The sequence below is a fragment of the Grimontia sp. THUN1695 genome (genome assembly GCF_059704325.2).
Genome location: NZ_AP046577.1, coordinates 383,502 through 395,583, shown reverse-complemented (window position 1 = coordinate 395,583; position 12,082 = coordinate 383,502). Strand labels below are relative to the sequence as shown.

The 12,082-nt window shown below is 49.3% G+C and carries 12 protein-coding genes; 7 read left to right on the top strand and 5 right to left on the bottom strand.

Annotated elements, in window-relative coordinates; translation table 11 throughout:
• Nucleotides 1–137: 137 nt before the first annotated feature.
• Complete coding sequence (gene guaA, locus AC6IB1_RS05315; protein ID WP_497568116.1) at nucleotides 138–1,715, bottom strand: glutamine-hydrolyzing GMP synthase; 1,578 nt, start codon at nucleotides 1,713–1,715, stop codon at nucleotides 138–140.
• A 72-nt stretch (nucleotides 1,716–1,787) separates the two neighbouring features.
• Nucleotides 1,788–3,254 carry an IMP dehydrogenase gene (gene guaB, locus AC6IB1_RS05310; protein WP_497568115.1) on the bottom strand — a complete coding sequence of 489 codons (1,467 nt, stop codon included), beginning with the start codon at nucleotides 3,252–3,254 and terminating at the stop codon, nucleotides 1,788–1,790.
• A gap of 164 nt (nucleotides 3,255–3,418) precedes the next feature.
• On the opposite strand from guaB, the gene xseA reads away from it, so the two are divergent.
• Nucleotides 3,419–4,747 (top strand): exodeoxyribonuclease VII large subunit, encoded by a 1,329-nt coding sequence (xseA, locus tag AC6IB1_RS05305; RefSeq protein ID WP_497568114.1) that lies wholly within the window; start codon nucleotides 3,419–3,421, stop codon nucleotides 4,745–4,747.
• 36 nt (nucleotides 4,748–4,783) lie between these two features.
• On the opposite strand, the gene AC6IB1_RS05300 is transcribed toward xseA, so the two are convergent.
• Both AC6IB1_RS05300 and gmhB read right to left on the bottom strand, forming a co-directional pair.
• Nucleotides 4,784–5,002 carry a YfgJ family double zinc ribbon protein gene (locus AC6IB1_RS05300; RefSeq protein WP_497568113.1) on the bottom strand — a complete coding sequence of 73 codons (219 nt, stop codon included), beginning with the start codon at nucleotides 5,000–5,002 and terminating at the stop codon, nucleotides 4,784–4,786.
• Between the two features lie 640 nt (nucleotides 5,003–5,642).
• Entirely contained in the window at nucleotides 5,643–6,200 is a 558-nt protein-coding gene (gene gmhB / locus AC6IB1_RS05295) for a D-glycero-beta-D-manno-heptose 1,7-bisphosphate 7-phosphatase (RefSeq protein ID WP_497568112.1), read from the bottom strand.
• A gap of 158 nt (nucleotides 6,201–6,358) precedes the next feature.
• Here gmhB and tsaA point away from each other — a divergent pair, with 158 nt between their 5' ends.
• The 6 genes from tsaA (at nucleotide 6,359) to AC6IB1_RS05265 (ending at nucleotide 11,687) form a co-directional block, all read left to right on the top strand.
• On the top strand, nucleotides 6,359–7,063 hold the full coding sequence (tsaA, locus tag AC6IB1_RS05290; RefSeq protein WP_497568111.1) for a tRNA (N6-threonylcarbamoyladenosine(37)-N6)-methyltransferase TrmO: 705 nt from the start codon (nucleotides 6,359–6,361) through the stop codon (nucleotides 7,061–7,063).
• 66 nt (nucleotides 7,064–7,129) lie between these two features.
• Nucleotides 7,130–8,845, top strand: coding sequence for a proline--tRNA ligase (locus AC6IB1_RS05285; protein ID WP_497568110.1), 1,716 nt, complete (start codon nucleotides 7,130–7,132; stop codon nucleotides 8,843–8,845).
• A 253-nt stretch (nucleotides 8,846–9,098) separates the two neighbouring features.
• Complete coding sequence (locus tag AC6IB1_RS05280) at nucleotides 9,099–10,250, top strand: patatin-like phospholipase family protein (RefSeq protein WP_497569091.1); 1,152 nt, start codon at nucleotides 9,099–9,101, stop codon at nucleotides 10,248–10,250.
• A 107-nt stretch (nucleotides 10,251–10,357) separates the two neighbouring features.
• A complete protein-coding gene (locus AC6IB1_RS05275; protein ID WP_497568109.1) occupies nucleotides 10,358–11,212 on the top strand; it encodes a GGDEF domain-containing protein in 855 nt (284 codons plus the stop codon).
• A gap of 80 nt (nucleotides 11,213–11,292) precedes the next feature.
• On the top strand, nucleotides 11,293–11,499 hold the full coding sequence (locus AC6IB1_RS05270; RefSeq protein WP_005506875.1) for a YaeP family protein: 207 nt from the start codon (nucleotides 11,293–11,295) through the stop codon (nucleotides 11,497–11,499).
• Nucleotides 11,499–11,687: a DUF4250 domain-containing protein gene (locus AC6IB1_RS05265; protein ID WP_497568108.1), complete on the top strand. Its 189-nt coding sequence runs from the start codon at nucleotides 11,499–11,501 to the stop codon at nucleotides 11,685–11,687. The genes AC6IB1_RS05270 and AC6IB1_RS05265 overlap by 1 nt, the downstream gene beginning before the upstream one ends.
• Before the next feature lie 69 nt (nucleotides 11,688–11,756).
• On the opposite strand, the gene AC6IB1_RS05260 is transcribed toward AC6IB1_RS05265, so the two are convergent.
• Complete coding sequence (locus AC6IB1_RS05260) at nucleotides 11,757–12,068, bottom strand: c-type cytochrome (protein WP_497568107.1); 312 nt, start codon at nucleotides 12,066–12,068, stop codon at nucleotides 11,757–11,759.
• Nucleotides 12,069–12,082 lie beyond the last annotated feature (14 nt).

The following is a 12,082-nucleotide window of genomic DNA, read 5'->3' as shown; positions in this document are numbered from 1 at the left end:
AGCGTTACTTTTGGCGTAAGCAGTGAGTATTAAACACCAGGCAAGGGAAAAGTGTCGTGGTACTGAGAGGGACTCAGAGAAAAGAAAAGACACGCGATGCGTGCCTTTATCTTTATATTGACAGGAAGTAAGGGAGCTTATTCCCACTCAATCGTTGCAGGCGGCTTACCGGAGATGTCGTAAACCACGCGGCTGATACCGTCAACTTCATTGATGATGCGGTTGGATACACGGCCCAGGAAGTCATACGGCAGGTGTGCCCAATGCGCGGTCATAAAGTCGATGGTTTCTACAGCGCGCAGTGACACAACCCAATCATACTTGCGGCCATCGCCCATCACGCCGACAGAGCGCACTGGCAGGAAGACGGTAAATGCCTGGGAAACCTTGTTATAAAGGTCTGCTTTGTGCAGCTCTTCAATAAAAATAGCATCTGCACGGCGCAGCAGGTCACAGTATTCTTTCTTGATTTCGCCCAGTACACGTACGCCAAGACCAGGCCCTGGGAATGGGTGGCGATACAGCATGTTGTATGGCAGACCCAGTTCCAGACCAATCTTACGTACTTCGTCCTTGAACAGCTCTTTAAGCGGTTCAACCAGACCCATTTCCATGTCATCCGGCAAACCACCTACGTTGTGGTGAGACTTGATAACGTGCGCTTTACCGGTCTTGGATGCGGCAGATTCAATTACGTCTGGATAGATAGTGCCTTGCGCCAGCCACTTCGCATTTTTCAGCTTCTTCGATTCTTCATCAAAGACATCGACAAACACATGACCAATCTTCTTACGCTTCTCTTCAGGATCTGAGATGCCTTCAAGCGCTGACAGGAAGCGCTCTTCCGCATCAACATGAATAATGTTCAGGCCAAAGTGGTCGCCGAACATTTCCATCACTTGCTGTGCTTCGTTAAGGCGCAGCAGGCCGTTGTCTACGAACACACAGGTTAGCTTGTCACCGATAGCACGGTGAATAAGCATCGCCACCACAGAAGAATCCACGCCGCCAGACAGGCCGAGGATCACTTCATCATCACCCACCTGTTCTTTGATTCGTGCAATCGCATCTTCAATGATAGAAGCCGGTGTCCACAGGCGTTCACAACCACAAATGTCTAGTACGAAGCGCTCCAGCATACGGTGCCCCTGACGGGTATGCGTTACTTCCGGATGGAACTGAACGCCATAGAAACGCTTCTCTTCATTCGCCATAGCAGCAAACGGGCAAGTCTCCGTCGATGCTACTTTGACAAAGTCAGCCGGGATTTCCACCACTTTGTCACCGTGGCTCATCCATACATCCAGCACGCCTTTGCCGTCTTCGTTAATGGCATCTTCAATACCTTCAAACAAGCTGCCCGCGTTATCCAGCGTCACTTTCGCGTAACCAAACTCGCGCTCTGTTGAGCCCGCGACTTTACCGCCAAGCTGCTCAGACATGGTTTGCATGCCATAGCACACCCCCAGTACCGGTACTCCTGCGTTAAACACATATTCAGGCGCACGTGGTGAACCTGCTTCTGTTACGCTTTCTGGACCGCCGGAAAGGATGATGCCGTTTGGGTTGAAGTCACGGATATCCTGCTCATCAACATCCCAGCCCCACAGCTCACAGTAAACACCGATTTCACGGATACGGCGCGCGATCAACTGGGTGTATTGAGAGCCAAAGTCGAGGATCAGAATACGTTGGTCATGAATATTTTGGGTCATTTTCAGCTTGTCTCAAAAAGTCTTCGATACAAGGGGGCTTGCACCCCCATGCTTTAAAATACGGGCGGTGAATTACTGGCCAGTACGGTAATTTGGTGCTTCTTTGGTGATGGTCACGTCATGTGCGTGTGATTCTGTCATGCCTGCACCAGTAATGCGCACAAATTCAGCCTTGGTACGCAGATCTTCAATGGTGGCAGAACCGGTCAGTCCCATGCATGAGCGCAGGCCACCCATTTGCTGGTGGACAATCTCTTTCAGGCGGCCTTTATATGCCACACGGCCTTCAATGCCTTCCGGTACCAGCTTGTCTGCTGCGTTATCACTTTGGAAATAACGGTCAGATGAGCCTTTAGACATCGCGCCCAGAGAGCCCATTCCGCGGTAAGATTTGTACGCACGGCCCTGATAAAGCTCAACTTCCCCCGGAGATTCCTCGGTACCGGCCAGCATTGAGCCCACCATCACACACGATGCGCCAGCCACTAACGCTTTACACAGGTCTCCGGAGAAACGGATACCACCGTCAGCGATAACAGGAATGCCATATTGTTCCGCCACTTCAACCGCATCAGAAATTGCCGTGATTTGAGGAACACCCACACCGGTAACGATACGGGTAGTACAGATTGAACCTGGGCCAATACCCACTTTCACCGCATTCACACCGGCTTCAATCAGTGCTTTTGCACCTACACCGGTTGCCACGTTGCCGCCGATAATTTGCAGATCAGGGTATTTTGCACGGGTGTCACGGATACGCTGGAGCACACCTTCGGAATGGCCATGGGACGAATCGATAAGCAGAACGTCAACACCCGCCTCAACCAGTGCTGCGATGCGCTCTTCGTTACCAGCACCGGCACCAACCGCTGCACCCACACGCAGACGGCCTTGCTCGTCTTTACATGCGTTTGGTTTGCGCTCAGCTTTCTGGAAATCTTTTGCTGTGATCATACCCGCGATGTGGTGGTCATCATTCACCACCAGAATTTTCTCTACGCGGTGCTTTTGCATCAGCTTTTGCACTTCTTCCGGGCTTGCACCCTCTTTAACCGTCGCCAGTCGCTCTTTCGGCGTCATCACTTCTGCCACTTTCAGGCTTAGGTCAGTGACGAAACGGACATCACGACCAGTAATGATCCCGACCAACTCGTTGTTTTCCGTCACCACTGGGAAACCAGCAAAGCCATGTTTTTCGGTCAGGGCTTTTACATCTGCAATGGTTTGCTCCGGCGTCACAGTGATAGGATTGGAAACCACACCGGCTTCGAAAATCTTCACCAGGCGAACCTGCTCAGCCTGTTGCTCGATAGACATATTTTTGTGGATAAAGCCAATGCCACCTTCCTGAGCCAGCGCAATCGCCAGACGCGCTTCGGTCACTGTGTCCATTGCCGCAGAGATCAGCGGAATGTTCAGAGAGATAGATTTGGTCAGCTGTGTGCGCAAGTCGGCAGTGTTCGGCAGAACTGTGGAGTGTGCTGGAACCAGCAGTACATCATCAAAAGTAAGGGCTTCTTTAGCTATTCGTAACATTGCAATATCTCACGCCAAAATAATATAAGGGACTTCAAAATATTGCCGCCGCATTATACTGACGGCGCAAACGTTTGGCTACAGATTTTTGCGAAATCATTTGGCTTTCAGATTTGCCCTCTTTAACATGGCTTCATCTTGCTGAAAAAAAGATGCATTTCGCTATGAATCTCACCAACAACAATATCTATACAGTCTCCAGACTGAATGCCGAAGTCCGTTTATTGCTTGAAAACGAAATGGGTATTGTCTGGCTGGTTGGCGAGATCTCAAACCTCACCATGGCAACCTCTGGCCATTGGTATTTCACCCTGAAAGACCGCCAGGCCCAGGTGAAATGTGCCATGTTCAAAGGTAATAACCGCCGCGTTGCATTCAAACCGGCTAACGGTAACCAGGTGCTGGTGCGTGCAAGGCTCTCTTTATATGAACCGCGCGGCGACTACCAGATCATTGTTGAAAGCATGCAACCGGAAGGTGACGGCCTGCTACAACAACAGTTCGAAAAACTGAAAATGCAATTAGCCACGGAAGGGCTCTTTGCTGCCAGCCTGAAAAAGTCGCTGCCCGAGCAACCAAAGCGCGTTGGTGTGGTGACATCCAGTACCGGTGCTGCACTGCACGATATCCTTCATGTACTGAAACGCCGTGACCCCAGCCTGCCGGTGGTGATCTATCCGACCCAGGTACAGGGTAAGGATGCCGCCATCCAGATTGCACAGGCGATTGGACGTGCCAACAGCCGCAATGAGTGTGATGTACTGATCGTCGGACGTGGCGGTGGCTCACTCGAAGATCTCTGGTGCTTTAACGAAGAAATTGTCGCCCGTACCATTGCCGCCAGCACGATTCCTATCGTAAGTGCTGTTGGCCATGAAATTGATGTAACTATCGCGGATTTCGTGGCAGATGTGCGCGCTCCTACTCCATCCGCTGCTGCAGAACTTGTCAGCCGTGATACCTCGGTTCGCGCACAACAACTTTCACAGCGCACAGACCGGCTTGCCCATGCCTTCAGTCGCCATCTAAGCCGCTCACTGGAGCAACTGACCCGGTTGCAACACCGTCTGGCATTGCAACACCCGAAAGCACGCCTGCAGCATCAGGCACAGCAGCTTGATGAGCTTGAAAGGCGTTTGCACCAATCCATACGCTACCGGCTGCAAACCGACGCACAGCGTCTGGACAGGGCGCTTGAGAAACTGGAACGCTACTCACCCGCCAATCAAATCCCCGGGCAGAAAGCCCAGCTGGGCTATATGGAGCAACGCCTTATTGACGCAATGCGCAGGCAATTACGCCAACACCAGCATGCACTGGCGCTTAAGATGGAAACACTGGATGCAGTCAGCCCACTGGCTACTCTGGCACGTGGCTATTCCATTACCCGTAACGAGAGAGGGGAAGTGATCCGCTCTGTATCCATGCTGAAATCCGGGGATCAGATCATCTCGTCATTTGGTGATGGTGAGATCCAGTCAACCATCAACTAGGATCAGGACATCACAGACGGTATCTCACACCGTTTTTTACGGCTCGAATACGATCTTCGCACTCGACTTCGATTTAAGCTCGTTGCAGGTGTGGCAAAAATAACTGGTCGATCCGCACGCTTGCAGCTTTTCCAACTGTGATTCACAAGCCAGACAAAACGCCTGTTTTAAAAAGCATTTTTCACATTTCTTGCAGTGATAAATGCCATCACCCCATGTCAGGTACGACCCACAGTCCGGGCAGTGATTTTCCATTGCAGCCTCTTTACCTCTTCCACTTCGCAGTTTGCTGACCCAAGGATGCACAAGGATCCTTCTGCCGCTATTCTAAACATTCCAAGGCGCTAAAACGAACAGCCAGACGCTGGATCCTATCAAGATCGTCAGATCACAGCGTTTATGGGATCCGATCAGCGATCACCCCTCAAAAAAATATTTATCAATACAACCCCCGAAAGCATAAGTTACATATTCTGTATTTGGATTTTATTTAGAATTTTATACTTATTAATTGCGTTAAAAAACAAAAAATACAATATTTTATAAATTAAAGATGGTTTATTAGCCGTGTATTAATTCGTCACTGTGGCCTGAAACGATATTTCCCGCCAATCCATCCTCTTTTTGTGATCAAGATCAATAAGTTCACATCCATAAACTGTCCGATCCCTAACGTCATTGTCCGGTAATAAGCATTTTTAACTCTTTGTTTTGCATAAAAATGGAGAAATAACTGCCATGAATTACAGGAAAATGCTCTCAATGCACAAATTACACAGGTTGTCATTCCATCTTCATGCTTCTGTCAATATCAACGGCGACAGGTATAAAAATACCCTCAGTCATTGGAATACTGAGGGTACTCTTCGGGTCAGTTGCTCGATGTCAATGCGCCTCATTTAGCATTGCGTAGGTAATCTGGCACATCCGCAATACTGTCTAACACGACAGTGGCTAATTTCTCACCTTCTTCTGATAACGCCTTCCCCGTACGAACCAGGATTTTCGTACCCACGCCAGCCGCTTCTGCTGCTCGCATGTCGTCGGCTTTATCACCTATCATGACAGACTTACCCATGTCGATATTCAGGAAGTCTCGCGCAGAAAAGAACATACCCGGTTGTGGCTTGCGACAATCGCACTCCTGCTTGTATCTGTCATCGCCATAATCAGGGTGATGTGGGCAATAATAAATGCCATCGAAATCCACGCCTTTATCGGCAAAATTCCAGTCCATCCACTCGGTCAGGCTCAAGAACTCATCTTCGGTGTAGTAGCCTCGTGCAATACCAGATTGGTTCGTCACCAACACAAGCAGATAGCCCATTTCCTTAAATGCACGGCATGCATCGAAGACGCCGTCTATATACTCAAAATCATCTGTGGTACTGACATAGCCGTGATCCACATTAATGACACCATCTCTATCGACAAAAACCGCTGGTCTGGCCAAAGCTCTACCCTCTATACATAGTTACAGGGCAATTATGACATGCATTGGGGGCGCAAGCACCCGCCATGATGGGGATAAAGACACGCATTCTTACCACTTGCTGGTGAGTTAGCTATCTATGGTAAAGTGCCAACGATTGAATTGAGAGATACTTGCTTATGAGCTATTCGCTGACACCTGTCGGTCATATACAGTCGCCCTTTAAAGAAAAGTTTGCAATACCACGCCAACCCGGTCTGGCCCCCAGTGCCATCGCTTCAATTGTCTTGGAAAATGACGCCAATAATCCCGATACCGTTCGGGGCATCGAGCAATTTTCCCATCTGTGGATACTGTTTTTATTTCACCAGAATCTGGAGCAGGGATGGACGCCTACTGTCCGCCCCCCCCGTTTAGGTGGAAATGAACGTATTGGGGTGTTTGCAAGCCGGGCAACATTCCGCCCTAACGGGATTGGTATGTCTGTGGTTCCGTTAAAAGGCATAAGACAAGAGAAAGGCCATATCATTATTGATATCAGCAGTTGTGATTTGGTCGATGGCACGCCAGTGATTGATATCAAACCTTATATCCCTTATTCCGATGCCATTGCTGATGCTATTGGCGGTTATGCAGCAGAAGCACCATCTACACTTGATGTCCAATTCAGTGAAGCTGCCATGCATATACTGTCAAAAGACCTATCAGGCCAGCATAAACAGCAAGTGATTAAAGAAGTCCTCGCCCAGGATCCAAGGCCTGCTTATAGAAAGGGGAAACCTGATACCAAAGAGTATGCGGTTCATTTATTTGACTTGAATGTAAAGTTTACCGTTGATGAACCCATTATCACTGTCACAGCGATAGAAGCCTTTGGTGAATAGGTCTCTCGCTGGTAATATGACGCACTCATACCCTCCTTACTGTAAATAGATAAACGGATAGCTTAGATGCGTACCAGTAAATACCTTCTTTCTACGTTGAAGGAAACACCAAATGACGCAGAAGTGGTCAGCCACCAGCTGATGCTGCGTGCCGGCATGATCCGCAAACTGGCTTCAGGCCTGTACACCTGGTTGCCAACCGGTTTGCGCGTGCTGCAAAAGGTTGAAAATATCGTTCGTCAGGAAATCAATAACGCAGGTGCGATTGAAACCCTGATGCCCGTGGTTCAGCCGTTTGAGCTATGGGAAGAGACTGGCCGTTCTGAAAAGATGGGGCCAGAGCTACTTCGCTTCACTGATCGCCATGAGCGTCCGTTTGTTTTAAGCCCGACAGCGGAAGAAGTGATCACGTCGCTGGTTCGCAATGAAGTGAACTCTTACAAGCAGCTTCCTTTGAACCTGTATCAAATCCAGACCAAGTTCCGTGATGAAGTGCGCCCACGTTTCGGTGTAATGCGTGCACGCGAATTCTCGATGATGGATGCGTACAGCTTCGACCTCGACAAAGAAGGCCTGCAAAAATCTTATGAAGCAATGCACACTGCGTATTGTGCAGCGTTCGACCGTATGGGCCTCGACTACCGCCCAGTGCTTGCTGATACCGGTGCAATCGGTGGTTCTGCTTCTCACGAGTTCCACGTACTGGCGAACAGCGGTGAAGACATCATTGCTTTCTCTAGCGAATCGGATTATGCCGCCAACATTGAAATGGCCGAAGCCGTTGCGCCTGCAGGTGAACGTGCGGCACCAACCCAGGAAATGACACTGGTCGACACGCCTGATGCAAAAACTATCGCGCAGTTGGTTGAACAGTTCGGCCTGCCTATCGAGAAAACCGTTAAGACCTTGTTTGTGAAAGCGTCTGACGCGGTTGATGCTGACTTGGTTGCCCTGCTGGTTCGCGGCGATCACGAGCTCAATGAAATCAAAGCCGAGAAACTGCCTCAAGTTGAAGCGCCATTGCAGTTTGCAACAGAAGAAGAGATTCGCGCAGTGGTTGGCGCAGGCCCAGGCTCTTTGGGTCCGGTTGGCCTGACAGTACCATTCATTGTTGACCGCAGCGTTGCGGTGATGAGTGACTTCGGCGCTGGCGCAAACATCGATGACAAACACTACTTCGGTATCAACTGGGGTCGTGATGTTGAACTGGGTGACGTGGCAGATATCCGCAATGTGGTAGAAGGTGACCCAAGCCCATGCGGCAAAGGCACTATCCAGCTGAAACGCGGTATCGAAGTGGGTCACATCTTCCAGCTGGGCACCAATTACTCTGAGAAGATGGGCTGTGGTGTTCTGGGCGCAGATGGCAAAAACGTGATCCTGGAAATGGGTTGCTACGGCATCGGCGTATCACGCGTTGTAGCCGCAGCCATTGAACAGAACCATGACGAAAACGGTATCATCTGGCCTGACGCCATTGCACCATTCACTGTGGCTATCGTGCCAATGAACATGCATAAGTCAGAGCGTGTGAAAGAAGCGGCTGAAAAACTGTATGCAGAACTGACTGCTGCAGGTATTGAAGTGCTGTTTGATGATCGTAAAGAGCGTCCGGGTGTTATGTTCTCTGACATGGAACTGATTGGTATCCCACATACTATCATTATCGGTGAGCGCAGCATGGACAACGGTGTATTTGAATACAAGCACCGCCGTGACGGTGAAAAAGTGCCGGTAGACATGGAAAACATGGTTGAGTTTGTAAAAGCAAAACTGGCTTAATGCTCTCCTGTTCTATCAAACGCCTCCAACTGGAGGCGTTTTTACAGGACGCCATTTTCGTTGAAACCTGCTGTTTCGTTCACAATCTCATATCCATAAAAGCGCCCCCAACGCCTTCTCTCTTCTTTTAACGGATAAGTGCCTTACCAGCATGGCTGAAGTAAGCTTCCCTCCTTTTTATACCCAAGCTTATACCCAAGCAACGCTTCTGGTTCATACTGAAAAGAAAGACAATCCAACAGGTAATCAGGTTATGGTAGCCAACCCCCCCCCACCTTCTCCACAGAAGCATATTGCCTTGCTGTTAACAGGCGGTGGTGCTCGTGCGGCATATCAAATCGGGGTATTGAAGGCCATTGCGGAATGGTATCCGCGGGTACATCACAGCCCATTTACCATTTATTGTGGCACCTCAGCCGGTGCGCTGAATGCCACCTCACTGGCTTGCCATGCGTCATGTTTCCGACTCGGCGTCAAAAAACTGTCTTGGCTTTGGACTCATCTTTCAACACCGGATATATTCAAAAGCTCATTTTCAGGCATGTTCTACCATATTGGCCGACAAGGCTTTGCGCGTATGCAGGCCCAGTATCATTGCGATCCCCCTTTTGGTTTGTTAGACAACCGCCCTCTTCGTACACTCTTAAATAATGTGCTTCAGTTCAATAAGATAGAACACCAGATAATGACAGGTAATTTACGGGGACTGGCGATCACCGCCTCCAACTACCAGACCAGCCGATCTGTCACGTTTTATCAGGGGCAACCGGATATTGAACCCTGGACGCGTTCACGGGCGATAGGTATTCCCAGCCAGATCACCACCGAACACTTGCTCGCATCCTCCGCAATTCCTATTGTATTCCCAGCCTCACAAATTGGTCATAGCTATTATGGCGATGGCTCCGTTCACCAAATCGCACCATTACGGCCCGCATTAAAAATGGGGGCAGAACGGGTACTCATCATTGATTTAAACCCCCGTCAATCTGAGCAAAGCCATGGCCTTGCCCATGCTCCCGGACTGGCCGCTCTGGGCGGACACTTGATGGATGCAATTTTTGCCGACACGTTATCGGCAGACCTTGAGCATCTTGATCGTATGAATGCTCTGGTTAACGCCATGCCAAAGACAAAAGCTGAAGCACTGTCATTGCGACAAGTCGATGCCTTCCACCTGTCTCCTTCCGAGCCCTTTGAGTCACTCGTCGAACGCTATTACTGCGACATGCCTATTGCAGTGAGAGGATTGATGAGAATACTGGGCATCAGTCCCGTTGAAGATACAGCCATGACCAGTTATCTGCTGTTTGAATCAAAATACATCAATCAGTTAATTGACATGGGTTATAAAGATGCTCAGGATCGTCGAACTGATTTAGCTGCATTTCTCGCTGGCGAGTGATCTCTATTCACTGATGAAGTACAAAAGCACCTCAAAATTGGAACGCTTTTTGCTTTTATTGATTAAAGCATAAACAGTGACAGTGTTAGGTTTCTGAGGCAAATTCGATGAGTACGCAACTGGAACAAATTAAAAAAGCGGCGATACAAACCCGTCGTGTTCCTTTGGGCGCGGATCAACGCCTGATGGTGATGCAGAAACTTCAAGGACAGCTGGATATCGCGCCGTTATTTGATGCATTCACCCAAGAGCTTGAAAAACAAATCGACATTACCCGCCTGATCTGGGAGCACCAAGAAATTTCCCATATCGTCCGGCGTGGAGGATCATCAGACTACCGCCAGACCTTCTCACTGAAATTCACCAACACCCCGCTGGGCATGCTGCAATACTGCACCCCTTACAAGCTCGATGATGACGAAACGGCCCTTATCCATACTTATCACCGTTTACTGGCTGGCCCTTTAAGTAATGCGATTGAATATAACCGCGTACGCAACATGGCCCTGCTTGACAGCCTGACCGGATTAAATAACCGAACCAGTTTTGAACAGGATCTCCGCCAGTCTATTGCAATGACCGAGCGGAACAACCATGGTCTGATCCTGATGATTTTCGACATGAATAACTTCAAGCAGGTCAACGATACCTATGGTCACTTAGATGGCGACAACGTGCTACGCCGCTTCTCCTTGTTACTAAAAGAAGCCATTCGCGCCTCTGACCGCTGCTATCGCATTGGTGGTGATGAATTCGCGGTCATTTTGACACCGGCTACAAAAGAATCTGCACAGTTGGTAAACGAACGTCTCAAATCCTTGGTTGCCAAAGACTTACTGTTGTCAGCCCACAACATTTCCAGCTCCGTCGGTTGTACCGCCTACCGTCAGGGCGACAATCATATGTCAATCTTTGAACGTGCCGACCGAAGCATGTACCGCAATAAATCTCGACATCGCTAACCCCCACCCAATCAAGCTTCAACGCTCCATTACGGCGCTTTTTGCGTTATATTTTCCTTGGTTTTATAAAAGGAGTGGCTATGAAAGTCTACGAATGTTGCGATTTGATCCGTCAACGCTATTCAGAAATTGGCAGCGGCGAACAGGGGTATATCCCAAGTGCCATTGCCTGCGCCATCCGCGCGTTGGATGCCATCGCATCTGATGAACGCATTCCGGAAGAAAAGCGTGAACAAGCCGCCTTTGCCGCCGCGAATCTGCTGATCAGTGACCACGAGGATGCATAATGAACCTAAAAAACTTTGAAGGCATGGATACCATCATGTTGATGAGTATCGTGAACATGAAATTACGTGATGAATTCAGCTCTCTGAATGAGCTCACCACATACTTCGATATTGATGAAGCCGCACTGAAAGCCAAACTGGCCACTGCAGGGTTTGAGTACCTGCCAGAGCACAACCAGTTTAGGTAATCGCACCACCAGAAACAAAAAAAGCCAAGGCAAAGGCCATGGCTCTCTACGTGATTGCTATTGAGGCGCCTATTTCATCTGCGAGAAGTAGGCTGCCAAGTTAGCCATGTCAGCATCACTCAGTATGTCTGCCTGAGGCTTCATGATCATCGCCTGTGCACTGGTACGCTCTCCGTTTTTATACGCTTTCAATGCCGATACCAGATACTGCTCATTCTGGCCTGCAAGATTAGGGTACCCCGGAATCAATGCAATACCGTCTGCGCCATGGCACGCTGCACAGATGGCTGCTTTTGCTTTTCCTGCTGCAGCATCGCCTGCTGCAAACGAAGGGGCTGCCATCATCAGTGCTGCCAGACCTAAAGGTAACAGTTGTTTCATCACTTCCTCGCTTT

Excerpts from the sequence above, each read along its gene's own strand:
- guaA (WP_497568116.1), bottom strand. The coding sequence starts at position 1,715 with ATGACCCAAAATATTCATGACCAACGTATTCTGATCCTCGACTTTGGC.
- guaB (WP_497568115.1), bottom strand. The coding sequence starts at position 3,254 with ATGTTACGAATAGCTAAAGAAGCCCTTACTTTTGATGATGTACTGCTG.
- xseA (WP_497568114.1), top strand. The coding sequence starts at position 3,419 with ATGAATCTCACCAACAACAATATCTATACAGTCTCCAGACTGAATGCC.
- AC6IB1_RS05300 (WP_497568113.1), bottom strand. The coding sequence starts at position 5,002 with ATGGAAAATCACTGCCCGGACTGTGGGTCGTACCTGACATGGGGTGAT.
- tsaA (WP_497568111.1), top strand. The coding sequence starts at position 6,359 with ATGAGCTATTCGCTGACACCTGTCGGTCATATACAGTCGCCCTTTAAA.
- AC6IB1_RS05285 (WP_497568110.1), top strand. The coding sequence starts at position 7,130 with ATGCGTACCAGTAAATACCTTCTTTCTACGTTGAAGGAAACACCAAAT.
- AC6IB1_RS05280 (WP_497569091.1), top strand. The coding sequence starts at position 9,099 with ATGGTAGCCAACCCCCCCCCACCTTCTCCACAGAAGCATATTGCCTTG.
- AC6IB1_RS05275 (WP_497568109.1), top strand. The coding sequence starts at position 10,358 with ATGAGTACGCAACTGGAACAAATTAAAAAAGCGGCGATACAAACCCGT.
- AC6IB1_RS05270 (WP_005506875.1), top strand. The coding sequence starts at position 11,293 with ATGAAAGTCTACGAATGTTGCGATTTGATCCGTCAACGCTATTCAGAA.
- AC6IB1_RS05265 (WP_497568108.1), top strand. The coding sequence starts at position 11,499 with ATGAACCTAAAAAACTTTGAAGGCATGGATACCATCATGTTGATGAGT.
- AC6IB1_RS05260 (WP_497568107.1), bottom strand. The coding sequence starts at position 12,068 with ATGAAACAACTGTTACCTTTAGGTCTGGCAGCACTGATGATGGCAGCC.